Raw genomic sequence first — 25,295 nt, 5'->3', positions numbered from 1 at the left:
TCCTTTAGTAAAGGCATTCTGGATGGTATGAAACGGCCAGTTCCCTACGGCAACGAAGAGGAAGCACCACCACAGGGAGAGCAGCATATAGCATACGTTGTCAAACCAGTACCACTTTAGTATGTCTTCTCCGACCCAGGGTCCTATCGGCGCCGCTTTCATCCATGCATTAAGTATGAAGTTTGTGATGATCGTCAAACCATAGATGATGATCCAGCCTTTGACGGCCGCGCCAATTCGTAAGGGAGCAACCTCTACCTTATTTTGCATACCTCCTACCTCCTTCTCCTGGTTTCTATCCTCTCCACAACATCCATCGCGTATGGAAAGGATTAGCAAAGTGTCCCTTATGGCAGGTATTAAGTGATGATTCGAATCATTCAATACTTGCCGGCCAACATAGTTTCACCCCCGAACGCTTAACCTGTTCGAAAAGTGGACCAGTGGCGCTACGTGCTTTCGATAAGACGTTTGTAGGAAGATTACACAAGGGATACTGTTTGATGCTTACAACCTAAGAGATTCTCCGTAACAAAAACAGTTCGAGCGCTCTCAATACATTTTTTCTAATATAACCTCCTTTGTATCGGGTTTGTAGATAGACAGAGGGACAGGAATCGTGTGGCCTGTGCCGGATGCTGTGAGCCTCCTTGTTCTGAAATGTGGCGGAGCATTATTCGATGCGTCGCCGTTCCGTTCGGCGGGCGCATCCATCGTTTCAACCGAAGCGGCGGGTCCTACTCGCCGAAGCCGGCTCGAATCTTCTGGATCGCGGCATGAACCGCCGCCTGCGTGCCCAGCACTGCGAGCATCTGTATATGCTGAGGGCAGTTTCCCATCACCAGCGCCGTGCGGACATCACTGGCCTTTTCGGCAATGTCCGAAGCCCGGTATAGGTCGATCAAAAGGCTCTGGATCAGGCCTACGGCGCCCCACCGGACGCCTTCCAGCCTTTTCCTGTCGGGAAGACGGACGTTGTTCATGAGCATCTCGATGAACGATTCCGTCGGCGACCGAATAAGCTCTATCTTCATCATCTAATCGCCGGCCAATTCTTCAAAACGCGTGAGAGCCGCTTTGGCGCAGCTGATGTCTTGCTCCACGCTGCCGCCGCTGACGCCTATGCCTCCAACGATTTCGTCAACCCGCTTCAGGGGAAACCCGCCGCCAAAAATGACGATGCGCCCGCCGTCAGCGTTGTGTATCCCGAACAGCGGTTGCCCCGGTTGAGCCAGGACTCCCAGTTCGTGCGTGGGGAGCTTGACGGCTGCCGCGGTATAGGCTTTGTTCAGGGCGATGTCTATGCTGACCAGGAGAGCTTTGTCCATGCGCTGGAAGACCACCGCGTTCCCCCCTGCGTCCACCACGGCGATGACCATGGGAACGTTGATCTCTAGCGCCTTCTTTCTGGCGGCGGCCACAAGTTCGAGGGCCAAATCGAGATTCACGTTCATGACGGGACCTCCCTGTGGGAACTAAATGATGCGGAAAGACTCCACCAGAGTACAGCGTCGCTGTCTGGTAAAAGACCTCGCGGAAGTCATGCCTTCTCCGGTCGGACCGGCGATGGTGAAGGCGGTATGCCCTTCGCCTCCTAAGCCGATGCCCGCGTAAGAGGGTCCGTTTTTCACGAAAATCGTGGTCTGGATCGCACGGGCAAAAGCGGTCATATGGTCCACATGTGTGGAATGCATCAGAGCGGTATGCCTGTTGCCCTGCTCGACCTCCACGGCGAACTTGATTCCCTCCCAAACGTCCTTTACCCGGACGATGGGGAAAACGGGCATCATCTGCTCGATCCAGACCAGGGGGTGATCTTTGGGAGCGTCAAAAATGGCCAGACGGTATTCCTCTCCCACCTCCACTCCGATATCCTTTAATATGACCTGCACGTCTTTGCCGATGTATTCGCCGTTGATCTTTCCCTCGGGAGTAACGACCAGTTTCGTGACTTTCTCGACTTCCTCGGGCGAGAGGAGGTACGCTCTTCCCGTTTCCTGCATGAACTTGATCAATGCATCCGCCACAGCGTCCACCACAATGGCTTCTTTTTCGCACGTGCAGAAGATGTTATTGTTGATACTCGCTCCGTTGATGATACACTCGGCCGCCCTGCGTATGTTGGCGGTTTCGTCCACCAGAACCGGCGGATTTCCCGCGCCGGCGCCAATGGCCTTCTTACCGGAGCGGAGCACCACGTTCACAACCGGCCTCCCGCCCGTAGCCACCAACATATTCACCTTCGGATGAGCGATAATCTCCTTGGCCGTATCCAGCGTAGGTTTACGCACGCACCCGATCAGACCGGGGGGGCCTCCCGCCCCGACAATCGCTTCGTGAAATAGCTCGATCAATCGCGTACTTGTCTGGGTGGCCGTGGGATGCGGATTGAAAACCACGGCATTGCCTGCCGCAATCATGCTGATCGTGTTGTGGATAATGGTGCCGGTCGGGTTAGTGATGGGCGTCAGGGATCCGATCACCCCCACCGGAGCGTATTCCAAGAGCATGAGTCCGTGGTCGCCCGTGATGACGGCAGGCTGAATGTCTTCGACCCCGAGCGTCTTCGTGGCGCAGAGAATATTTTCCCGGATCTTGTCTTCATAACGGCCGAGTTTCGTCTCCGTAATCGCCATCTCCGAAAGGGCTTCATTGTTGTCCAGAGTGGCCTTCCTCACGGCCTGGATGATCTCCTTCCGAATATCCAGAGAGGTTTCTATCAGCTTTTTCTGTGCTTCCACAGCACAGGCGACAGCCTCATCCACCGTGTCGTACAGGCCGGTGAAGTCCTTCCCGGACCCCGGAGCTGTTCCTTTCGCGAGTTCTTCGATAACTCTCTTGACCACGTCGGCGATCATTTCCTGATCCTTCGCCATATTTCATCCTCCTTGGATCCCTCGGCGCAGAACGCCACTGCCACTTCGAGGTATATGAGGTATATTTGGAACCTTTTCTCAAACGGGGGGTCGAATCCTGGTCCCCGGATGCCTTCCCGCCTCTATTAAAAGAGCTACGTTGTCTTTGCCGCCGCCAGGTATATGGCGCCCGTCAACAGCACTGAAAGCCCGGCCGGCACGTTTCCATACGCTTGTGAAAGCGCCTGCGGGAGAATCGTTTCGAGCCGTCCGATACAGTCTTCCACCTTTAAATCCTGGGGGAGAATCTCCTTAATGGCGAAGGAACAGGACTCCATTTGTGCCAGGAGTTCCACGACGGGCAGGGCAACCCGCATGTCTTCGTCCACCGTTCCTCCGCTGATTCCGACGCCGCCCGCCACCTTTCCGCCGAGCTTGAGCGGGAATCCACCACCGAAGAGGACGATGCGTCCTCCGTGCGTGTTCTGAATCCCGTACAGCATGGATCCCGGTTGAGCGAGCTTCCCCACCTCATGGGTGGGCATCCGTAAAACGGCTGCGGTATAGGCTTTAGAAACGGCGATATCCGTGGCCGCCGGCAGGGCGCCGTCCATGCGTCCGAAATACAACGGCAAGCCTTCCCCGTCCGCCAGCGAAACGGCCATGGGAACGCCCAGGGCAACGGCCTCCTTTTCAGCCGCCAAACCGAGCATACGAGCCACTGCAAAGGGGATTCTCAAATCGTTTCCCTCACCGGACTGCGTTTCGCGTCAGCTCCTCGACAACGCGTTCGATGACCTTCATGACGTCCACGGCCCAAGCGAGCACAAAAATCAGATCGCCCAGGCGGTTGAAATACGTGATCAACTGATCGTAATGGCCGGTTTGCCGATTCAAGGTGACGATGAGCCTTTCGCCGCGACGGCATACCGACCTGGCCACATGCAACACGGCGCTTTCAAGGGATTCGCCCGGTGCAACGAAGTGCGTCGGAAGGCCATAGGTCTCGGTGAATTCGTCGATCCATCGCTCCAATCTCGTGACGTCTTCAGGCCCTATCCGCCGTTCCAGGCGCTGCAACGCATTAGGGGTCGAAGCCAACTCGGAACTTGCCGTGAAGATGTCGCTCTGAACGGACCGGATAATGTCCGGCACGGATTCATGGGATATGAGCGATCGGGCCATTCCCAGATGGGACTGGAGTTCATCCAATGCGCCATAGGTCTTCAGCCGGGGATCGTCCTTGTAGACGGCTTCACCGTTCAGAATGCTGCTTTGACCTCGATCTCCGCGTCTGGTGTATATTTTCATTTCGAGAGGAATACCGTTCATGCCGCCTCAGCTTTCAAGGCCTCGAAGTTGAACGCTTTCAAAGTTGTCTTTCATCGATATCGATGTGGTCGATAATCCCAACAATCGTAGCATCCACCGGACACTGATCGTCATCAACCGCCCGGCGGGCGCTGCTGCCGCGGACCAGGATCACTCGCTCCCCCACACCGGCGCCCACGGCGTCCACCGCTACAAGGGGGTCTCCTTGAGGCGACTCGCCCTTCAGATCGAGAGGCTGGACGATCTGTATTTTACTGCCTACGAGCCGTTCGTGTTTGCGCGTGGCCACCAGAGTACCGATTATGCGCCCAATCTGCATTTAAGCTGTACCTCCTGCCGGTTTATGCATGATCATCCCCCAGGACGATTGCGACATGGTGTTGACTCGCCAGATCCCTAGCCAGCGGCGTGACAAGCGACCCGGGCGGTAAGATCAGATCGGCGCCCAGGCTCCGGGCGTAGACTATATCGGCGGCTGTTACGGTTCTCTTCTGGTGCCGGATCTGCGAGCGGACGGAACCATCTACGACCTTCGACGATTCACTTTCCGTACGCTTGTCCACAGGCAAAAGGTCGTTAACCACGGATCTCAGTTCCGACGCTCGGGTCACTCGACAACCATAGGAGTCCAGTGTTTTCAGTCTGTGAAGAACAGCCTGCTCCAGTGCGGGAGTTGCGTACCGGAAACCGAGATGCCTGCGGCCGCTGTCGGGTCCGGGATCTACTCCGTCACAAGCAACGGCTACCGGTTTTCCCAGGAACAGGGCATGCAGTATGAGGTTGGTTGCCGGATTGTCGGCGATGAGCAAGGATACTTTGGACAAAGTATTCACGCTCAGAAGGGGAACAACCACACCACACGCATCCTGCAGGGCGCCAAGCCACTTATCATGGGGCACGGAGTCGATGTGGGGAAAACCTTTCAATTGATCCTCGATCGATCCGCCGTAGAGCTGCCCGGCGGATTCAGAGAGGCACAATTGCGCCCGGAATCCGTCCAGAATCAGGGACCGCACTTGACGGAGGGCCTCGGAGAACGCGACGGTAGCGCCGGTAAACACGAAGATCAGTGTACCCCGACCCCCGTCGGCGCCCAATCGCGCGGCCAATCGTTCCATTACACGGGTCACGATACGTTGGATCTGTTCTTCTTCCATGCTACTCCGTCGTGCGGGGCGCAGCCCCGACTGTCTTGCCGGAACAGCTTAAGGCGATGCCCAAGGGAGTAACGAGTAAGGGCTTCTCCGGCAATGCCACTTCCAGACCGGTTTCTTCCCTCATCACGCTCTCGATATCTGGGAATTGACTTGTCCCCCCGACGAGATACAGCGTTTGCACAGGATGTTCCCGCAGGTGGGTCAAGACAATGCTGGCCATCTTCTGGAATACCGGCCGCACCATTGGGAAAAGATCTTTCTGGCGGACCGGGTCCGTCTTAAGCGCCTCCGCTTCCTGAACGTCGATGTGAAAATGCCCTGCAATAACAAGATCCAAATGAATGCCGCCCGTCGGTTCATCAGCGGCGTACACGACCTCTCCATCCTGGATGACCGAAATGCCCGTTGTTCCTCCGCCGATGTCTACAACCGCTCCGTCCGTGATCTCGAGGACCAATGATGCAGCGGTGGGTTCGTCGATGAGTCCGGCCAATTCGAGTCCAGCCGCTTGCACCACATTGCCGAAGGCCTGGGTATTTCGGCCGGAAATACCGGGAGGATATGCGGCGGACGCCGCTCGGATATCGAACCCTGCATTCCGGATGGCGGCCACCTGTTTCCGCAGGGTGGCGACAGCGCCCACATAGTCCAGAACCAGCCCGTCCCGCACACTGGTTCCGCTTCGAGTAAGCACACCGGCCACCGGTTGTCCCTTGGCGTCCACCACCGCGGTGACGATATACGCCGTACCCAGGTCCACTCCCGAGTATAGAGTCCCTTCGGGTCGCGCGCCTCCGTTCAGGCTAAGGGCGCTTTCAAAGGCTGCTATGCGCCCGTTCGCGGCTTCACTGATCATGCTTCTTCCCACGGGCGCGCCTATTTTTCTTTTCCCGTTATGGACTTGATGGCTGTTTCGGCAGCGTCCGCACCCCGTTCCACGTCCGAACGCTTTCCTCCGAGATATAATCGTCCCACGGCCCCATACGTACGGCAGTCCACCAGTGTGACGGGAGCGTTCTTTTCGGCCTCGTTCGCCGCCAGCGAGATGTACGCCGCCGGCTGCACCTCGAGAGTGTACAGGTCCTGACCCGGCAGCAGCATGGATGCGAGCCGGGATACGTTGACCATCTGGGCATGGTACGGATTTACTTTGTGTATGATCTGTGAATTCAGTATCTCGGGTTTTAGGCGGTCCTTCACGGTCATGCCGAGGGCCTTTAGAAGCGCGCCGCCGGAATGCTTGACTTCCTCCTGGGCCTCGGAGTGAAACTCGAGCACACCGAAGTGCCGTTCCACCACCAATAGCCCCGGCCTGACGTTCGCCGCTTTGACCGCCGCGTCTACCGCGATGTTGATGGCCACCCCCGGAGATATTTCCACCAGAATAGCGGCCATGCCCGGAACGGGGATGTATCCCCTCGCATTGGCGCCCACATAGGCGGCGTATTGGGGCTGCAGCCGATCCAGGTATACGTAGGCGCGAAGCTCTGCCATTACGTGCTCCTTAGTCTTTTCTCAATCGGTTAATAAAACGGTTACCCTCGTCGGAAGCGTCGCCGTGCCTGCGGAAATGCCATCATCTCGCATCCCGGTGGGACTCCGGCTCAGCTTTTCTTTCCGGTTTTCCTTTTCTTGGCTTTGGTTGTTTCCCGCGCCTCCTCGCTCTTCTTCGCTTTGGGAGGCTTTTTCTTTACCTCCGCGGGTTTCATTTCAGCGGGGGCTTCGGCCGCCGCCTCATCGATTCCCACAGCCTTTTCCTCGGAAGGTTTTTCAACAGGAGGTGAAGCGGGCTTGGACTCGGGTCCCGGCCTGCCGGTAAGCGGACGACCGGGCAGGGTCAATTCGAGCTGAGGGTCCGGCCTCGGTATCACGTGTACGGAGACGACCTTTCCAATCCTTCTTGCCGCCGCCGCCGCCGCGGTAACCGCCGCTTTCACCGCAGCCACTTCCCCTCTGAACTGAATGGTGATGAGCCCCGCTCCTGCGCGGCCATAGGGGAGCAAAGCAACATTGGCAGCCTTGGTCCCCGCGTCGGCGGCCTCGACGGCGGCGGTCCATCCCAGAGTTTCGATCAGTCCGAGGCTCATGTTTCTCATGGATATCCCCTAGCGATTCTCCAGGATAAAGTTCACGATACGGTTGACGAGCGCCTCCACTTCGTCTTCCGGAGGGTTCGATGAATTCTCCTTGGTGACACTGCCGATCGATGCTCTGTCCAGGACCAAGGGCTGCCTCTTGACCAGTCGGGCGGCGTTTGTCCCCAAGCGGCGCAGTTCGACCGGGGTAAAGTCGTCGTCCTGCAACAGGAGGAACGGTTTTTCCTTAAGAAGGTCGCGATGCAGCAGGATCGCCTTCCGTCCGGTCCCGTCCAGTCCGATACCCACGTCCAGAGGAGAACCTTGAGCCGCCTGTCTGGCGAGATCATCCGCCGAGCCGGCGGAGAACTCCTGAACTCTTACCGGAATCCCCTCTTCCTCCAGACCCCAAAGCACGGGATTCATCGACCGTTCCGATACCGGAGCCAGCATCCACAACCAGACCGCCGGGCGTTCACTCTCTTGTGCCAGGTTCGTCAACACGTTGGGCTACATCTCGTTTTCTTCCGCGTACTTGAGCACGAGACCCGTGGCTACCGCATTACGCGGTCCTTCGATGCCTCGGACGTTGGCCTTGCCCGTGACCACGCCGTATTCCACCAAGGCGTCGGAGATCATCCGGGGAATCTCGAAATCGAGCGCGGATCCACCGACCATCACAACGAAGCTGATGAGCCGGATGTTTTCTGCGGGAGCGACTTTTTTCAGCGCTCGCAGAGCGTTCTGCACAAAGACCTTTCTTTTGGCCCTTCGCCGAACTTCGAGGATCCTTCTAAGTGGCGCGTTCGTCTCCAACGGAATCGGCCCCTCGTCGGAGAGCGCAACCACCCTTCCGAAAAAGCGCGGCTCCAGAGCCTGATCAAAAAATTGAACGGAGCCGTCTTCATGACGCATGTTGAAGAGGGTCTCCACTTTGGCAAGCGGGTGGCGTTTGATGCTTTCCGCCAGCTCACGGTTTTCCAATCCCAGTTCCGTGTCGATCAGCAAGGTAACCATATCGCCGGCGCCGGCCAGATGGATGCTCCTCATTTCGCCGGATTCGCTGAGGAAGGACGCATCGGTGGAGCCTCCTCCAAGGTCGAGAACGGCGATGGGGGCCCTGGTGCCGGGGGTCGTGAGGGCGCCCCGTATAGCCATCTCCGCTTCGACCCCGCCCACGGCAACGGGCACCGAGATTTCATCCTCGAGCCGGGTCGCCAGTCGCTGCATGGGAAGTCGATGAGTTTCCACCATGGCCGCCAAACCCACGGCGTTTCCCATGGTATACTCCCCTGCCAGACCTCCCAGCACTTTCTGGGGTTTGAGGGTATCCACCGCCAGAATGTCCCGCACCTGAATGGCGCTCGCAGGTTGATCCGTGAGCTCGGCCACTAGGCACCGTACGTTCTCGATCATACCCCCCACGTTGGTTCCCGGCTCACCCCGGATTTCCTCGAGAGGGGCCACTTCGGCCACCCGTTGCATGATGGCTTCAGCCCCTTCTTCCACTCGGACCTCCGTCTTTCGCTTGTGTCCCACAAGTCCGAGCGTTCCCGCCGGAATTCTTCGCTCCTGGATCTCCCCCCGAGGGGTTTTGATCACCACGGCGCTTCGAGTTCCCATCAAGGCCCTCGCAACGGGCACGACTTGCCTGGTCTCTTCAGGATCGAGTCCAAAAAGGGTGGCGATGTCGTACGTGTTGGAGAGCTTGTCCACCGACTTTCCCGGCCCCGCCACTTCGACGGCTGCGAGCATTCCGACGGGTACGCGGTCCATGAGTTTGACCTCGTCCACGATGGGTATGGGGCGCTTGAGTCGATTGACAATGAGAACACCATCGTCGTTTTGGACGATGGCTCCGGCGATGGCGAGGCCGTCCGCCATGGCTTGATTGATCCTGGAGGCGGCCTCCCTGAAGTCCACCGTGCCCGGAACAAGTACGATCCAATGCCGGTCGGATACCGCGGAATCGAGGTGTTCCAGCGGAATGGTGGCTCCGAGACCCAGCCCTAATCCTCCGGGGGTCGCCGGATTGTGTCCTATCATTGCCGATTCGGTGATCACGGTTTCCGTAATCGTTTCCATGGCCACATCGCCGATAACCGGGGTGGCTTCGTTGAGCAGGATACGCCCGAGGTCTTTGCGTGAAAGGTTCAGAGGAGCCAGAGCTTCATCCAGCGCATGGATGACGCCCATGGCATTCTGAATCGTGCCCTTCATTCCCACGGTCCTGACGAGGGAACTGGACAGAAACCGCATGTCCTGTCCCGGGGTAAGCAGGCCTATGGCAACTTCGGTCGTGTTATTACCTACGTCAACTCCCGCGATGTAAGCCATACGTTTTCAGCCTTTAATCCTTACGCAAGCGCCCTCGTTTTTCGTAGGCTTCCGCGGCCTCCCGGACCAAACTGGCGCAGACTTTCGCTTGGTATTCGGTTTCCAACTCCTTGGCGATATCGAGTAATTCCTGTTTGGTGGACCGATACGGTCGCAGGGCATTGTACATTTCCAGCACCCGCGCATCGGGAATCCGGGTCATCTCGGCGGCTCTCCGCAAGTTTGAAGCCAGCCTGGGACGGTGCACGCTTTCCGCGATCTGGGCTTGGTATTCCAGGGTCTCGGGACGCGTCTTGACGTCATCGAACTGGATTTTCCCGGAGATCACCTTTTCCAGGGTAATGTCGTCTAGACCCATTCCACCGGCGGACTTGACCAGATCCGGCCTTTTAATTGCCAGAGGGTAATCGCGGCCGGCGTCCAGTTTGTCTCCGGATGGTTTTCCGGAAACCGCCTTCCCGGAGCCGCCCTGTAAAGCGGCCATAACTCGCTTCACAGCCTCCGCGATTTGATCGGGCGTAACATTGAGTCCTTTCGTCTCGGCCATTCGTTTTACCTCTTTGGATAGTTGTTGCTCACTCGTCGTGTGCGTCCGTGGTTGCGGGTCGAAACACGGCCTCCTCGATAGAGGAACGTCGTGCCCGGCCTAGAGCTGAACCTGCATCTCGACGCTGGGCGCGCCGCCCTTTACGTACTGGACCTCCTTGTTGTGAAGCAAGGCGGCGAGGCCCTGGTACTTGGGTCGAGCCATGGGATCGTTTCGCACCGGCACCGGAGCGGGACTCTCTCCCTTGGCGTACTTGGCGGCATTGCGTCCGATGGCGCGAAAGGTCTCCCGCTCCACGAGCGGCGACTGAGAAAACAGCTCGAGGTTTTGGAGCGGGGGGAGATCTTTTTGGTGGATGACCGTGGTTCCACGGGAAATAATCCCGATGCCGATCCCCGATCCGCTCAGTTTGGCGGCTTCATGGGCTACAAAACCAACGTCCGCCGTTTTGTTCACTTTGACGAGACGAGACTTGAGTCCCTCTTCTTCAATGCCCGCCATCACCTCTCGAAGTACGTCTCGATGAGGAATTTTGATAATGGTTTGTGTCATGACCGTACCGAATGCGGGCGGCAAACCGATGACCACCTCGTTTCTGTCCGTCCCGCGCCTGGCCGGGCCAAGTTCCTTGAAGTTCAAGGGAGATGCGACTTCCGTGGACGCCGTCTTCTTCTCTCCCTGCATCTGCTGCAGAACTTCGAGAATAATTTCTTTCACTAATTCTTCGGAAATATTCATCTGTTACTACCTCCCTGGCCGATCCTAGACATCTTCGGGACTGATGGCCTGTGGGATATTTTTCAGTATTTCCCACCTCTCGCCTTCGAGTCGATACCCGGAGCCGGGGCCCTCATAGTCGTTGGGGTCGTTGACCGCGCTCAACACCTCGAAACGATCATCAAAGATGGCCGAGGTATGGAGATAGTCGCCCGAAACTTTCTGCTTCAGCATGGTAAGAACGCCCTGGGCCACATCTTCGAATCCGTGTTTTGCCAGAGCCTTCACAACATCCAGCCCGTTTCCGTTGCGCTTCATGAAACTCTCGATGGCCTTCAAGTCCTCCGGAACGTTACGATCCGGCAGGTCCTTGCTTCCGTGCGCATACGTGGCTGCTTCGACTTCTCCGTCCGTGATGGCCGGCAAGACGAGTTCCTTGAACACGGCCTGGATGGCCCTAGCCGCCTTGTTACGGATTTCGATGACTTCATCCTCCGTTACCGGTCGCAATCCGCCGTCTACCTGAAGATCCCGCTGCAAGACCAGCCAGTCGTCGTAGTCGTCGCAGTCGTGGGTGGATCCGGCGAACATGTTGTCGTAGTTCGGCACACTGCTGTAGCCCGAAACGATGAGGTCGGTTCCAGGCAGAAACTGCATCAGCATACGAGCGGTGTTGCGAATGGGGGAATGGGTGAAGGTCTGGTCATTACCCGAGGCCACCTCCAGATCCATCAACACCGTGGCCACGTTTTCCGCCAGCACGGCGCGAATACCCGCAGGAACCGCTCCGGGAACGCCGATACAACTGATGGAGCCGTTCTGCAGTCCCTGTACTCCCGCTCCCTTGGCGATCATCACGCAACGGATTTCGTTGTACAGCATGGACTTGCCTTCCGCGTAGCCCATCTGCACCTCGGAACCCGTTCCCGAGGTAAATCGCATCTTGATCCCGCGGGAAGCATAAGCGGACGCCAGAAAAGCCTTAGACCAGGGTGTGTCGTCCCCGTCGACGAAAACCTGCTCCGTACCGTAGACCGACACCGTTTCCGCATAGGCGGTCAATCCCCGCATGCCCATGGAGAGTTCGAGCGCTTCTTCAACGGCGCACTGGGTGATCACCCCCGGGCGGCCCGTTTGGGAGCCCACCAGAATGGACAGGGCGTTCATCGGCGCGTATCTTCCAACACCAACAGTAGTTTCCAGTTCGCTGAATCCCCGGAACGCCGCCTCCGCCGCATCCGCAGCCAGAAGCACGGGCGTATCCTTGAGGTTGGTTACGTGGGCCTGGTTGGACGGGGTTCTGCGCGGTCGGAGCTTCTGCATGGCCATCATGAGTTCGACGACGTTCATCCGGTTCAGAGTGTCGACGATCTTGGCCGGGGTCATGCCCACGGACAAACGTACGATCTCCGATCGGGGCACATTGATGTCCACCAGCATCCGAGCGAATTTTTCGGAATCGAGGGCCATGGCTTCTTCCGCCACGGAAGTATCGACGCAATGATCGGCGATCCACGCCTCGATGAGATCGAACTCCGCGCGGGGTTTGCCGTCCAGTTCCACCACTTTCCCGTTTTCAATCTTGATTCCGGGCTTTGGATCGTTGGGGCTGTTCATGGCGACCAAGCCCACTTCGATCCATTCCTTGATGAATCCGTCCTTATTAACGGGACGTTCAGCGAGCACTTGGAAGCGTTTTTGCTTCTTACTCATGGATGCCTCCTCTCGCCTAAATGTAGGGCGTGGTCACGGATTTGGGTTCTTGGCCCCAGGCGCCCAATAGTTTCACTCCGACCTCGCGACCGGACATTACAGCCTGTCTCACGGCTCCCGAGTCGCCCGAGACCCAGATCATCACCTCGTTCGTCAAACTGGTTCCTTTTGCCGGAGATGCATAGCCGACCACCTCCACGTCCGCCGCTTTGACGGCCGTATCGATCATCAGCACGCCGATCACGGCAGGCGCCCCGAGGATCAGACCAAAAGCCTTGCCCTCCGGAGTCTTGAACACGTGATTCAGACATCTGCTGGCTCGGGCCGTGTACTGCAGCTCGAGGTGGCCCTGATCGTTGGCGTAGACGTCGCCGAAGTATTTAGGTAAGACCTCGAGGGTCACCTCGACCGCGCGCCGGGCGTCCGACACGTCTTCGGCTCCGAAGATGATCAAGTTACCGTGGCCTGCGCCGCCCTTGGTATCCCTGGGCATCTCGACAGCCACGATCTCCGTGTTCGTTGCTTTGACGCCATCGTCCGCCGCCATGATTTGCGGTCCGGCTCCCACGCGGCCGCCGATGACGCCGATGGATCGGTACTTGGGATCAATACCCATGTTTGCGTGAATAATGGGGTCCAGGTTGGCGATCACGATCCCCAAAGTTTCGCCCAGGCCTACGCCCACGTACTCGGTCACTTGAATGAGATCTTGCGCCGATGGGCCTGGATTGGCCTTCGCGACTTCCTTTTTTGCGGCCTCCTTGGCGGGAGCGGAACCAACCCGCTTCATAACTTCGGCCATGACTCTGTTGATCAATTCATCTTGCATGTACTGCCTCCTCCTGGTTTTGTCCTAATCGCAAGACGACCCAGGACCGATGGTTACGGTTTTGTGGGCTGGGGCTGGGGTAGGATCTGCTCCACATCCTGATGCGGTCTGGGGATCACGTGCACGGAGACGACCTCGCCGACCTTTGCGGCTGCGGCGGCTCCGGCGTCCGTGGCTGCCTTGACGGCGCCAACGTCTCCTCGCACCATGGCGGTAACGAGGCCGGCGCCTATCCTTTCCTGACCCACAAGAATCACGTTGGCCGCTTTTACCATGGCGTCCGCAGCCTCGATGTTGGCGACAAGGCCTCTAGTTTCGATCATTCCGAGTGCTTCCTTAATCATATGAAATCCTCCTGGCCATTCAGACGATCGCACCGTCCCCGAAAGGGACCGTCTTCGATTTCTCCCCCTCTTTCTCGGACGGGATTACCACGAGCGCCTCTATTGTATAGTCCCGAAACAGGGGTTCACAGCCGTCGAGTGCTCCTGCGGAACGTCCGCGTCTCCCACCTCAATCGGCAATGTCCCCGGATTTCGGAATAATGGGCGGCGTCCGGCGATCCTTTGAGGATCGCCTCGACGGACGCTGCCGCTAATAACGAACGGTTTAAAGACCCTTGTAATAGGTTCCGAGGGCATCGGCAGCCCAGATCGCCGCTTCGACCGCGTCCGCCGTTACGGGGAACCAGGTGGCATGAATGGTTTCGCCTTGCGCCGTTGTGGCCTCGGCCACCTTCCTGATCTCTTCGCGTGTCGGGTTGTGTACGCCCATGTCCGCGAGACAGATGGGGAGTCCAACGGTGCTGCAGAAGTAGATCACTTCTTCGATGTCATCTTTGGGCCTCCCTTCCATCACCAACTGGGTGAGGGTCCCGAAAGCCACTTTCTGACCGTGGAGTTTGTGGTGAGAGGCTTCGAGCACGGTGAAGCCGTTGTGTACCGAATGGGCTCCGGCGAGGCCTCCGCTCTCGAATCCCAGTCCGCTCAGAAGCGTGTTGGCTTCGACAACCGCTTCCACCGCCGGCGTTACCACCTTGCGCTCGACCGCCAGTTTCGCCGACAGACCGTGCTCGAGCAAGGTGTCATAGCAGAGCCGCGCCAAGGTGTACGCGGACAGGGTGGGGGGGCATCCCCCGGTCAACACATTGGGCTTGCAGCTCTTGTTGCACGTGTCTGCTTCCCAGAAAGTGGCCAGCGCGTCTCCCATGCCCGACACCAGGAATTCCACGGGTGCGTTGGCCACAACCTCCGTGTCCACCAGCACACAGTTCGGATTGGCGGGCAACACCAAATATCGTTGGAACACGCCGCTTTCCGTGTAGATCACGGACAGGGCCGAGCAGGGCGCATCCGTAGCCGCTATGGTGGGAACGACGATGATGGGTATCTTCATTTCGTGGGCCGTCGCTTTCCCGGTATCGATGACCTTGCCGCCGCCCGCCGCGATAATGATGTTGGCGCCGTTCGCTTTGGCTATGCCTACGAGGCGGTTGATCTCTTTGTCGCAGCACTCGCCCAGGAAAGCTTCCTGATGGCTCCCGACGCCGTTGGCGTCCAAACTGGCTTTGATCGCGCTTCCGCAGGTGGCTAGAGCCTTCTTGCCACCCGTTACCAAAGCCTTGGTTCCCATTCTTGCCGCATGCACACCAATTTCCTTGATGGCGCCGGCGCCCTGAACGTACCGACCAGGTGCAATCAGCATTCGGCTCATGTTGTCCCTCCCTTATGGTTTATTGTTTCGAGGTACGGATAAACCAGGACTTTCGGTTTACTTGTCCCTGGTGTCCATGCTGGTTCGGCTGAAACGCTTTTTGGGGAATGGAAATCGGTTCAGCTTCACCACTATCGAAAAACGACCCTACGTCAAGCGATTGGCCGTGTAGGGCATCCGACGTACTGAACAACGCTGCCGATCTGTCTGGTTGGATCTCCCTCACCGGTGTCGGCCCACGACCCGACAAGGACACATTCCCATAAGAGCACAACACTCCGTCAAATTGTATCCCTCAAAAGGATGAAATCTCTCCCTCAGATGGGGTATTTTTGGGGGAAGGGGAAACGCAGGAGCACTCGAAAGGGAAGACGCTGACTCCTACGCCGTGTTGTGTCGGCCGATGGGATCATTACGGGAGCGTCCGGTGAACCAGAAAACCGGTCGATTTCTACCTGCCGGACGTCTGAACGCGAATGTTTCTACCGAATGAACGAAAAAGTCAAGGGAATTTTGAGACGCGAGACCGCCTTCGGGCACGGTTCCTTCCTGCGCGGGTCCGTCGGCGAAGTGGAAGCACGTCAGCGCTTACCATGAAACACCGGGGGGTTGCTTTTCAAGCTTTTAACAGGAGTTTGTTTGAAAGATCCGTTTCTTCGGGTATGATTCAGGAGCCGACGAGGGGGGAATCGGAAGCCGCAAGATCCCATATAGAAGGAGCACTCCAATGATCTCATTCGTGCATGCAGCGGACATCCACCTGGATAGTCCGCTACGCGGACTGCAGCAGTATCCCGGCGCGCCCGTCAGCGAAATCCGGGGGGCCACGCGCAAAGCTCTCGAAAACCTCGCCAACCTGGCCATCGAGGAATCCGTCTCGTTCGTCTGCATTTCAGGAGACCTGTATGACAGTGATTGGAAAGATTACAATACAGCTCTGTTTCTTGCAAACGTCATGCGTCGTCTCAAGGAAGCCGATATTCGGGTTTTCTGGGTAAAGGGAAATCATGACGCCGAAAGCCGGATTACACGAAGCCTGAACATGCCCGAAAACGTCCGGATGCTCTCTTCTCGAAGGCCGGAAACCGTTGTTTTGAACGATCTAAAAGTTGCGATTCACGGTCAGGGATTCGCCCATGCTTCCGTTCGTGAGGATCTATCGAAGGCGTTTCCCGAAGCCGTGCCCGGGTGCTTCAACATTGGGATGCTCCATACCAGCCTCACGGGACGACCCGGTCACGAGAATTACGCCCCCTGCTCCGTCAACGGATTGGCCTCCAAGAAGTATGATTATTGGGCCCTGGGTCACGTTCATCAATGGGAAATCGTCAGCAGAGATCCGTGGATCGTCTTTTCCGGTTGCATTCAAGGGCGAAATGTTCGGGAAGCCGGGTTGAAAGGATGCGCTCTGGTGGAAGTCGACAATGGGGAGGTCGTCGCCGTCGAGCAAAGAACACTCGATGTTTTTCGCTGGGGAATCTGTCACGTGAACGTCGAGGGCGTCGAAAGTCCTGAAAGACTGGTTTCCATGGTAGCCGGGAACGTGCAAAAAGAGGTGGACGGAAACGGCGGTAAACCACTGGCCGTCCGAATTGTGCTCGTCGGCGCTTGCCGCGCTCATGACAGGTTGTCGCGTAATCAGGGACGGTGGATCAACGAAGTTCGGGAGGCCGTGACGGACTCGAGCGGAGGACTCGCCTGGGTCGAGAAGGTTGCCCTGCGGACGGTCCCGGCCATGGATCTGAGTATGCTTTCCCAAAGAGACGACCCCATCGGGGACATTGTAAAACATGTGAACGAACTCTGCAGGGACGAGAATAAGCTCGCCCAACTCGCCGGTGAATTGGAGCCGCTGCAGGATAAGCTGCCCCATGACCTCCTGGACGGACCTGACGCCTTTGATCCCAAAAGGCCCGAGGTACTTCGATCGCTCCTGCAAAGTGCGCGAGACCTTCTGCTGTCACGACTGTTGGAGGAAGAACATTCATGAGATTATGCCGTATCGATCTCCAGGCGTTCGGCCCGTTTTCCGATCTTTCGCTCGATCTCTCCGGAGGACGGGAGGGAGTCCATATCATATACGGTCCTAACGAAGCGGGAAAAAGCTCGGCCCTGAGGGCTTTATCCAGCCTTTTGTACGGCATACCCCGCGATACGTCCGATAATTTCATTCACGCAAACCCGGACCTCCGCATAGGAGCATGCCTGCGGCGTTCGGACGGAACGGAAGTTCGATTCATTCGCAGGAAAGGCAACAAGAACACTCTGCTGGACGCGGGTGAAAACCCGCTGGACGATCGAACTCTCGAACCCTTTCTGGGCGGCGTTCCGTTGGAGATCTTCAAGACCATGTTCGGGATCAGCCATTCGGAACTCGTGCGAGGGGGAAATGAAATTGTCGCCGGCGGAGGCGACCTCGGCGAGGCGCTGTTTTCCGCCGGCATGGGGGGCGCGCGACTGCGCCGTATCCTTGAAGATCTGGATTCGGAAGCGGACCAGCTTTTCCGGCCCCGGGGCCAGAACCAGACCGTCAATGCAAACGTCCGCGAGTACCTCGAACTCTCGAAAAGAATGAAGGAAATGTCCCTTTCATCCAGCGACTGGCAGCATCACTCGAAAGCGTGGCAAGAGGCGCTTGCCGGGAAGAAGGATCTTGAAACCGCACTGAATGACGATCGTGTGGAACTCGAGCGGTTGAGACACCTCGAGGCCGTTCTTCCCATTGTTGCGGAAAGAAAGGAAGTCCAGGCCCGCGTCGAGGCCATGGGTGAAGTGATTGTTCTGGACGAGGATTTTCCGCAGCATCGCAAAGAGTTGTTTCGGGACCTCGATCGGACGAGAAGGACCGCGGATCAGATCGGTATCGAGATCGGAGACCTGGAAGAGAGGATGACGAGGCTGGAGGTTTCCGAAGATCTGCTCGCTCGAGAGAAGGTCATAGCGGAACTCCACCAGGATCTCGGTAAATATCTACAGGCCAGGCGAGACTTGCCTGACGTGCGCTCGTCCATGGAGCAATTTTGGAAAGAGGCCCTTTCCATACTGGAAGAGCTGCGGCCCGGGGCTAAACCCGACGAAGCCGAAAAACTACGCTTGACCGTGGCTCAACGCGTCAAGATCAGCGATACGGCGGGCCGGTATCAAGCCTTTGCTCAAAAGAGAGAAGCGGCTGAGAAAAATGTAAGCGAACACAGTAGAGAGCTGAAGGAAGCCGAGCAGCGTCTGGCGGCCCTGCCCGGATCCATGGACACGGCCGCTCTGGTGTCGGCTATTCGACCGGCGCGCGCGGAAGGACCGCTGGACCGGGACCTCGAGACGGCGGCGGCGGATTGTGAGCGTCTTTCCGAGCAGGTTTCCCTTGAACTGAAGCGGTTGTCCTTGTGGTCCGGCGGACTGGAGCGACTCGAAACGCTCGCTGCTCCCGCGCCGGAGACCATAGATCGGTTCGATGAAGAATTCTCGGAGGTGAACAGGCGCATCGAACAGGCGCGGGAACGCTTCGAAGAAACCGCCCGAAGCCGTGCCGAGACTTTGCGGCGTAAAGAGGAGGCGGCGCTTGCCGGTGAGGCGCCTACCGAGGAAGAACTGAATAAAGCCCGCCAACACAGGGACGCGGTTTGGGCGAGGGTTCGAGAAGCCTGGTTGGAGGGGATCGGTGATCCGGGTGTGGAAGCAGCCGACGGTTCGGAGACTACCTTGTCACACGCTTACGAACAGAGTGTGGCCGAGACCGACGCTATCGCCGACCGTCTCCGGCGGGAGGCGGATCGGGTGCTCTTGCACGCCCGCCTGACATCGGATCTGAACAGCGGTAAACGTATGATGGATGCCCTTCTTTTGGAAAAGGAGAAATGGTCCGCCGCCCTCGATACTCTCCGACAGGAATGGAACGCCTGCTGGAGGGAACTCGACGGAGAACCGCTTTCGCCTCGCGAGATGAGACGATGGCTGCAACGGCAAACCGGCCTTGTTCAGAAAGCGGAATCACTCCGACAGAGCCGTGCTCGAGTTCAAAACCTGCGAAATCGAATGTCCGGGCATATATCCGCCGTATCGAACGCCTTGAAGCGCGTGGGCCGGGCGGTTCCGGAAGTGACACGCCTGGACGGCCTTTTGGAGGTTGCCGAGAAGCTCCTTGAAAACGCGGCGGAATTGGAACGGGAACGGAAGGCCCTTCAGGAACGGATAACGAAAGGCAGAATAGCGCTGGAAGCCGCCTTGAACGAACAACGTCAGGTTGTTGACCATCTGGAATCCTGGAACCGGGAATGGCGGTCCGTGTTAAAGGATGCGGGACTTGAGGAAACGATGAGCCCGAAGGAAGCCAACATGGTGGTCGAGAGTATCCGGAGGCTCCAGGAGAACGTCAAGCTGTCCCGCAGCAACGGCGAACGCGTCGAAAAAATGACTGCATATACACTTGGATTCGATAAGCGCGTTGATGAAATGGCGAAACGATGCGCTCCGGATCTTACGGATGCGCCCGCGGAACAGATCGTGTCCGAACTCAACGCGCGGCTTTCGAGATCACAGAAGAACGCCGCGTCCCTGGAACAGATCCGCCGTCAATTCGGCGAAAAAAAGAAAACCCTCGAAGCGCTGCTGCATCAGGCTGAAGAGCACCAGTCCGCCATTGTGGAAATGTGTACTTCAGCCGGTGTCGATTCGGCCGAACATCTGGAAACGGCGGAGCAGAGGTCCATCAAGGCAAGGGGGTTAAGACAAAAACTCAGCGAACTCGAAGCCCAACTGCGAACCCACAGCAGGGGAGGCACGGTGGAGGATCTCCTGACCGAACTCGAGCAAACGGACGCAGATGCGATTCCGGTGCTGATTCGAAACACCAGGCAGCGTGTCGAGGAAAAAGAGCAGCGCATTCGAGATCTGAGTGAAACCGTTATTTCCGAGCGTCTGGCTCTCGATCGAATGGATGGCCGACACGACGCCGCGGAAACATGGGAAAATGCCCAGTCGGTTCTCGCGGCCGTTCGTGACGCGGCGGAGCAGTATTCCCAAGTCCGCCTGGCCGCCGCCATTCTCCGGAGAGAACTGGAATTCTACCGCAAAAAAAGTCAGGGGCCGCTGTTCGCCCGGTCCAGCGAACTCTTCAGGCATCTAACCCTTGGTTCCTTCGAAGGACTTTCGACGGATTACGACCGGAAAGACACTCCGATCATAGTAGGGGTGCGTCCCAGCGGCGAGCGAGTCCGCGTGGACGGCATGAGCGCGGGTAGTTGCGACCAGCTCTACCTGGCGCTCCGGCTGGCGGGCATCGAGCAGCACGTGGGAGCCAACGAGCCGATCCCTTTTGTTGTAGATGACGCACTGATCAATTTTGACGATGAACGCGCCGGCGCCGCTCTCGATCTGCTGGCGGATCTATCGAAAAAGACCCAGGTCGTATTTTTCACCCACCACACCCATTTGCTGGAGCTGTCCCGGATGCGTATCAAGTCCGATACGCTCTTCGAGTACCGGCTCGAACGGTAGGCGGCCGGCGCATGGCGGATGTGCACCGAGCGATCGGGAACCGGTATGGAGTAAATCCTGCTTCAGGAATCGACAAGGGAGTGTCGCCTTTTCTGAGCAGTAGTAGAGGGCCTTTACAGCGTTCGCGCCATCCGAACCATTCCCGGCGACCCGATTTCAGCCTCGAAATCGGGGTCCCGTTTCTCGTCCAGTATCTGGAATCCGTGTTTTTCATAGGCGCGCTGCGCCTGCGTGTTGCCGATGTACATATTGATCTGGGCGCATCGAAACCCCAAACGCCGGCCTTTTTCCATGATTTCTTCGAGGAGTCCGCTGACGATGCCTTTACGTCGGAATTCCGGCAGGGTGGCCACGCTGTCGATAATCCAGGCCCCCTGAACGTCGTCGGGAATGCAGCCCAAAACCCGCGCCGCCCGGCGATTCATTTCCTTCTCCCGGAGCGCGATGTCTCCCCGTTCTTTCATCACTTCCTGTAGGGCCAGGCGCAGGGCGTCGTATCCCATGACCCGCGGGTCGTATCCTCCCAGTCCCGCTGCCGGGTTGCCGTCAGCCTCCGCGATGAGGTAGCACGCATGGTGAAACAGATGGGGCTTCACGGTGACGGCGAGCCGTTTCAAAAAGGCGAGGCAGGCTGTTTCCGGCTCTCCAAGGACTACCTCCCATATTCCGCGTTTGACATGGGCCCTTCCGGCTGTGAGAATGACCCACGAAAGAAAAGCGGCGTCACCCGGCCGGGCCGGTCGAATTTCCGTGCGCATCGAAGTGCTCCGTTAAATGTTCAAAGCCGACACAACGACCGATCCACGGTAGGATACCCTGATCGGAAACGAAATCCAACCCTCCGCAACGATCCGAATGAAGATCCGGCAAGTTCTCGATCCGTGGAATGGAATTCGTTTATGAATCAGATAGCCTCGAAGTAAAGGCGTATAGGCAAAGCCCGATCTGTAGTCGCGGGCTCCGAGGAGTTCTTTTGTGAGTGGAGTGTACCTCCGTATGTGTTGTTTTTACCCGTGCCGAAATCATGGAAAGGAGTCGAAAGGATGAACCGGGAGAAGAAAACGTTTAAGGCTGCGGCTGTTCAGATTGCTCCGGTGATGCTCGACCGGGATGCTACGGCGGAGAAGGTGATCAAGACGATTGAGAAATGTGGAAAAGAGGGCGTCGAGTTGGCCGTTTTTCCGGAGAGCCTGATTCCCGTGTTCCCCTACTTCGCCTGGTTGCGACCCCCCGTGGCCATTACCGAGTTGTTTGTGAAGCTGTACGAGCAGGCTGTCGTAGTTCCGGGGCCGGTCACGGAGGCGGTGGCATCGGCGGCCAAAAAATCCGGCGCCGTGGTGGTTCTGGGAGTGAACGAGAGAGAGGGCGGCACCTTGTACAACACGCAATTGATCTTCGATTCCGACGGATCTCTTCTTGGAAAGAGACGCAAGATCATGCCCACCTTTCACGAACGGATGATCTGGGGGTGGGGAGACGGCAGCGGATTAAAGGTCTACGATACGGCGGTAGGCCGTGTGGGGGCCCTGATTTGCTGGGAACACTACATGCCGCTGGCGCGCTACGCCCTCATGGCTCAGGGAGAACAGATCCACTGCTCTCATTTCCCGGGCTCCATGGGTGGGGACTTGATGTCTCAGCAGATCGATGCGGCCATCCGGCATCATGCCTTCGAGGCTGGAGCCTTTGTCGTCAACTCGACCGGATGGCTGACGGACCAACAAAAATCCGAGATTTGTTCCGACGAATCGTTTGTACGATACCTGAGAGGCGGTATCTGCACGGGTATTGTTACGCCTTATGGAAAATATATAGCCGGTCCTCTGGGCGAAGGTGAGGATATGGCCGTGGCGGAGATCAACCTCAAGGCGATTATTCGGCAGAAGAACGTCCTCGACACGGCGGGGCATTACGCACGCCCGGATATCCTCAGCCTAAGGATCGATCGGTCATCCCGGACCGTGATGGAGGAGAGGGGTCCGGCATTCCGGGAGCCGGCGGAAAAGCCCATGGAGCCGGGAGGGGATCCCGCCGACCCCGACGATTGCCGGCGATAGAGCGACTACCCGGCTGAGGGAAGCTCTAGGGTGTTTCCCTTGTTGGCGATTCGACACTCGGGGTCGTTGACAGAGTTTCTTTCTTGCGTTGAACATCTTAACGAGGAGCGGGAGCCGACTCATGAAGGACCACTCGGGAAAACGGGAAGAGCGATCACCCGAACCTGAAACACACGAACGGGAAGAGCGCGCGGATGGCGCGAACTGGTTCCTGTTTCGAGGGGACAGGCTCCTTGTCGAAAGAACAACGGGAACCTTGCCGACGACTTCGGATGTCGCCCTGCTCAAAAGGAGTTCTTCGGAGAAGCATTATTTGGGCCTCTTTTCCGGCCGGAGCTGTTACTCGGCGGACCTGGATATAAATGTGGAGCCGCCGGAGCGATGGGTGTTTCAGACTCTGAGGCAAATGTGGGAGACCTGGGACGAGGAGGTGTTCAATCAGGCCGGTTTGGCGTTTCAGATCGTCAATTGGCATCGCATTCGTCGTTTTTGCGGCCACTGCGGCAGCCGGCTTGAACAAAACTCCGAATCCACGGGCAAGACCTGTCCGGAATGCGGGCTGAGCCATTTCCCGCCGATTTCGCCGGCCATCATCGTAGCTGTGATCCGGAATCAAGAACTCCTCTTGGCCCGGGCCCACCGGCATCCGTCCGGCATGTACAGCGTTATCGCCGGATTTGTGGAGCCCGGCGAAACGCTGGAAGACTGTGTGAAGAGAGAAGTCAAGGAGGAAACGGGCGTTAACGTCAAGGATATTCGCTACTTCGGGAGTCAACCCTGGCCGTTTCCGCATTCCCTGATGATTGGATTCATCGCCGAATACGCCGGTGGTGAGATCGCGGTGGACGACGACGAAATCATGGACGCCGGTTGGTTCACGGCCGATAACCTGCCAAAGATACCTCCGAAAATCAGCATTGCCCGCAAACTGATCGACTGGTTTGTAGCTCGATCTACCGGTGAGAGATAAGAACAAGAGAGTTTTCGGTCGCTGCCTGCCGTTCGGGAATCCCGGCAACGCCTTGGCAACCTGAATGGCGGCTCCGGCGTCGTCCGCTTAGCCGTCAGCCCCAACCCGTTCGGCGAACTCGTGATGAAGGCTTTCCAGGAAACGCTGCCTAAAAATGTCGATGCCGACGTCGATCACCTCGAATCCGTCTCCTCTGAACAGGGTTCCCACCAGGTTCTTGCCGATGTTGTGCAGGTCGCCTCGGACGGTTCCGAGGACGATTTCCCCGAGAACAGCCCCGAGCTTCTTACAGGAATCCCACGAGCGCGAGCCCGTCCCTGAAAAACAGAAACGCGAACACCAGCAATGCCAGGCCGAGTGCTTTCATGGTGAACGTATACGCTTTGCTACTCAAAAAACGGCTGAATCGCCCTGCAATCAATGCCACTCCGGATAGCCTCTGAAGGAATACCGATTCAAATTGAAAAACGCAACCAGATAACCGACGACCGGTGCAAAGAAGTTTCATGCCTCGGCCCGTAAGGTTAGGTACATTCGGAATCGCATTCGTTTGAACGTAAGCGGCCCATTCAAATGATCGGACTGCTTTTGAGCTGTTGGTCCGACGTATTTGTTAAAGTTTTTTGACGGAAATCCGATATGATTTCCATCCGGAACGGCGTGGCGGGTCTGCTCGCGGATGTCACCCCAAAGAGGTGTTCAGCCGGCAGATCGGAACCAGCGGTGGAATCAAAGAAAGGAGGCGAACCGGAAATCGAAGTGACGGGTAGCATTGGTATCGGGCCTAATATTTAGGTTTTATTCTGAATGGTATGTAGAAAGGAAGTTTGTGAGATGGCTAAAAGAATATTAGCTTTTCTATCGGTTATGGTTGTTATGAGTATGTTTGTTGCCGGCATGGCTTCCGCCGATCCCAGGGAAGATTCCCTGGCTCTGGTGAAAAAAGGAGCCGAGTATTTGAAAAACAACGGCCCTGAAAAGGCGGCCGAGGCGTTTACCAAAGATGAGTTCAAGAAGGGCGACCTCTATCTGTTTGCCTATGATTACACGGGCACCTGCCTGGCGCAGGGTGCAAGCCCTCAGTTGGTGGGAAAGAACCTCTGGAATTTGAAGACCCCCACCGGAACGTATCTGATACAAGACATTATCGAGCTCTCCAAGAAGGGCGGCGGATGGCTGGAGTATCAGTGGATGCACGACTACAAGAAGAAACTGATGACCAAGGAGTCCTACATCATGCCCGTTGAGGGGATGGACGCTCTCATCGGATGTGGTTTTTTCAAGGAGTAATCTTCGGGCGGGAACAGCATTGACGGCTGTTCCCGCTTAATAATCAGATAGACGATTCATCCACAATATAGAAACATGAATTTCGGTTTTCTCCGTCACCACATCGATACCGGTTTGGCTTCTATTGTATTTAGGGATAGCCTCGGGGAACCCTGGCGCAGGGTTCTCCTCGAGGACCCTTCCCGGAATTGCTGAGTTCGCATCAGGTGTATT

General features: G+C 57.3%; 26 protein-coding genes. 5 read left to right on the top strand and 21 right to left on the bottom strand.

Annotated elements, in window-relative coordinates:
• The 19 genes from HY788_23685 to HY788_23595 all read right to left on the bottom strand — a co-directional run.
• Window positions 1-270 (bottom strand): hypothetical protein (locus tag HY788_23685; GenBank protein MBI4777145.1); only part of this gene is annotated, 270 nt, incomplete at its 3' end.
• 467 nt (window positions 271-737) lie between these two features.
• Window positions 738-1,037 (bottom strand): hypothetical protein, encoded by a 300-nt coding sequence (locus HY788_23680; GenBank protein ID MBI4777144.1) that lies wholly within the window; start codon window positions 1,035-1,037, stop codon window positions 738-740.
• Complete coding sequence (locus tag HY788_23675; protein MBI4777143.1) at window positions 1,038-1,454, bottom strand: heme-binding protein; 417 nt, start codon at window positions 1,452-1,454, stop codon at window positions 1,038-1,040.
• A gap of 21 nt (window positions 1,455-1,475) precedes the next feature.
• Entirely contained in the window at window positions 1,476-2,876 is a 1,401-nt protein-coding gene (locus HY788_23670) for an aldehyde dehydrogenase EutE (protein ID MBI4777142.1), read from the bottom strand.
• A 134-nt stretch (window positions 2,877-3,010) separates the two neighbouring features.
• Window positions 3,011-3,568 (bottom strand): heme-binding protein, encoded by a 558-nt coding sequence (locus HY788_23665; GenBank protein MBI4777141.1) that lies wholly within the window; start codon window positions 3,566-3,568, stop codon window positions 3,011-3,013.
• 37 nt (window positions 3,569-3,605) lie between these two features.
• Entirely contained in the window at window positions 3,606-4,187 is a 582-nt protein-coding gene (locus HY788_23660; protein MBI4777140.1) for a cob(I)yrinic acid a,c-diamide adenosyltransferase, read from the bottom strand.
• A gap of 37 nt (window positions 4,188-4,224) precedes the next feature.
• A complete protein-coding gene (locus HY788_23655; GenBank protein MBI4777139.1) occupies window positions 4,225-4,506 on the bottom strand; it encodes a EutN/CcmL family microcompartment protein in 282 nt (93 codons plus the stop codon).
• Between the two features lie 22 nt (window positions 4,507-4,528).
• The gene (locus HY788_23650; protein ID MBI4777138.1) at window positions 4,529-5,344 is read right to left on the bottom strand and encodes a hypothetical protein; all 816 of its coding nucleotides are present in this window, start codon (window positions 5,342-5,344) and stop codon (window positions 4,529-4,531) included.
• A 1-nt stretch (window position 5,345) separates the two neighbouring features.
• Window positions 5,346-6,200, bottom strand: coding sequence for an ethanolamine utilization protein EutJ (gene eutJ, locus HY788_23645; GenBank protein ID MBI4777137.1), 855 nt, complete (start codon window positions 6,198-6,200; stop codon window positions 5,346-5,348).
• A 20-nt stretch (window positions 6,201-6,220) separates the two neighbouring features.
• Window positions 6,221-6,838, bottom strand: coding sequence for a hypothetical protein (locus HY788_23640; GenBank protein MBI4777136.1), 618 nt, complete (start codon window positions 6,836-6,838; stop codon window positions 6,221-6,223).
• Window positions 6,839-6,948: 110 nt separating this feature from the next.
• Window positions 6,949-7,440 (bottom strand): BMC domain-containing protein, encoded by a 492-nt coding sequence (locus tag HY788_23635; protein ID MBI4777135.1) that lies wholly within the window; start codon window positions 7,438-7,440, stop codon window positions 6,949-6,951.
• 9 nt (window positions 7,441-7,449) lie between these two features.
• Window positions 7,450-7,923, bottom strand: a complete 474-nt coding sequence (locus HY788_23630) for a glycerol dehydratase reactivase beta/small subunit family protein (protein MBI4777134.1) — start codon at window positions 7,921-7,923, stop codon at window positions 7,450-7,452.
• A gap of 6 nt (window positions 7,924-7,929) precedes the next feature.
• Window positions 7,930-9,756, bottom strand: coding sequence for a diol dehydratase reactivase subunit alpha (locus HY788_23625; GenBank protein ID MBI4777133.1), 1,827 nt, complete (start codon window positions 9,754-9,756; stop codon window positions 7,930-7,932).
• Between the two features lie 13 nt (window positions 9,757-9,769).
• Window positions 9,770-10,303: a diol dehydratase small subunit gene (locus HY788_23620; GenBank protein MBI4777132.1), complete on the bottom strand. Its 534-nt coding sequence runs from the start codon at window positions 10,301-10,303 to the stop codon at window positions 9,770-9,772.
• 99 nt (window positions 10,304-10,402) lie between these two features.
• Window positions 10,403-11,041: a propanediol/glycerol family dehydratase medium subunit gene (locus tag HY788_23615; protein ID MBI4777131.1), complete on the bottom strand. Its 639-nt coding sequence runs from the start codon at window positions 11,039-11,041 to the stop codon at window positions 10,403-10,405.
• A 24-nt stretch (window positions 11,042-11,065) separates the two neighbouring features.
• The gene (locus HY788_23610) at window positions 11,066-12,733 is read right to left on the bottom strand and encodes a propanediol/glycerol family dehydratase large subunit (GenBank protein MBI4777130.1); all 1,668 of its coding nucleotides are present in this window, start codon (window positions 12,731-12,733) and stop codon (window positions 11,066-11,068) included.
• 16 nt (window positions 12,734-12,749) lie between these two features.
• Complete coding sequence (pduB, locus tag HY788_23605; GenBank protein MBI4777129.1) at window positions 12,750-13,562, bottom strand: propanediol utilization microcompartment protein PduB; 813 nt, start codon at window positions 13,560-13,562, stop codon at window positions 12,750-12,752.
• Between the two features lie 53 nt (window positions 13,563-13,615).
• On the bottom strand, window positions 13,616-13,906 hold the full coding sequence (gene eutM, locus HY788_23600) for an ethanolamine utilization microcompartment protein EutM (protein ID MBI4777128.1): 291 nt from the start codon (window positions 13,904-13,906) through the stop codon (window positions 13,616-13,618).
• 265 nt (window positions 13,907-14,171) lie between these two features.
• Window positions 14,172-15,275, bottom strand: a complete 1,104-nt coding sequence (locus HY788_23595) for a glycerol dehydrogenase (GenBank protein MBI4777127.1) — start codon at window positions 15,273-15,275, stop codon at window positions 14,172-14,174.
• A 727-nt stretch (window positions 15,276-16,002) separates the two neighbouring features.
• Between HY788_23595 and HY788_23590 the strand changes: the two genes are divergently transcribed.
• Both HY788_23590 and HY788_23585 read left to right on the top strand, forming a co-directional pair.
• Window positions 16,003-17,265 (top strand): DNA repair exonuclease, encoded by a 1,263-nt coding sequence (locus HY788_23590; protein ID MBI4777126.1) that lies wholly within the window; start codon window positions 16,003-16,005, stop codon window positions 17,263-17,265.
• Window positions 17,262-20,765 carry an AAA family ATPase gene (locus HY788_23585; GenBank protein ID MBI4777125.1) on the top strand — a complete coding sequence of 1,168 codons (3,504 nt, stop codon included), beginning with the start codon at window positions 17,262-17,264 and terminating at the stop codon, window positions 20,763-20,765. Before HY788_23590 ends, HY788_23585 begins: the two co-directional genes overlap by 4 nt.
• 113 nt (window positions 20,766-20,878) lie before the next feature.
• Here HY788_23585 and HY788_23580 read toward each other — a convergent pair whose 3' ends face one another.
• The gene (locus HY788_23580) at window positions 20,879-21,523 is read right to left on the bottom strand and encodes a GNAT family N-acetyltransferase (GenBank protein ID MBI4777124.1); all 645 of its coding nucleotides are present in this window, start codon (window positions 21,521-21,523) and stop codon (window positions 20,879-20,881) included.
• A 285-nt stretch (window positions 21,524-21,808) separates the two neighbouring features.
• On the opposite strand from HY788_23580, the gene HY788_23575 reads away from it, so the two are divergent.
• Window positions 21,809-22,822 (top strand): aliphatic nitrilase, encoded by a 1,014-nt coding sequence (locus HY788_23575; GenBank protein MBI4777123.1) that lies wholly within the window; start codon window positions 21,809-21,811, stop codon window positions 22,820-22,822.
• 121 nt (window positions 22,823-22,943) lie between these two features.
• Window positions 22,944-23,792 carry an NAD(+) diphosphatase gene (nudC, locus tag HY788_23570; protein ID MBI4777122.1) on the top strand — a complete coding sequence of 283 codons (849 nt, stop codon included), beginning with the start codon at window positions 22,944-22,946 and terminating at the stop codon, window positions 23,790-23,792.
• 286 nt (window positions 23,793-24,078) lie between these two features.
• Here the strand turns inward: nudC and HY788_23565 are convergent, their stop codons facing one another.
• Window positions 24,079-24,219, bottom strand: a complete 141-nt coding sequence (locus tag HY788_23565; protein ID MBI4777121.1) for a hypothetical protein — start codon at window positions 24,217-24,219, stop codon at window positions 24,079-24,081.
• A gap of 407 nt (window positions 24,220-24,626) precedes the next feature.
• Here HY788_23565 and HY788_23560 point away from each other — a divergent pair, with 407 nt between their 5' ends.
• On the top strand, window positions 24,627-25,082 hold the full coding sequence (locus tag HY788_23560) for a cache domain-containing protein (protein ID MBI4777120.1): 456 nt from the start codon (window positions 24,627-24,629) through the stop codon (window positions 25,080-25,082).
• The last annotated feature ends 213 nt before the right edge of the window (window positions 25,083-25,295 follow it).

The sequence above is a fragment of the Deltaproteobacteria bacterium genome (genome assembly GCA_016208165.1).
Classification (GTDB): Bacteria; Desulfobacterota; Desulfarculia; order JACQYL01; family JACQYL01; genus JACQYL01.
The sequence above is the reverse complement of the archived record's forward strand: the minus strand, read 5'-3'. Positions and strand labels throughout refer to the sequence as shown.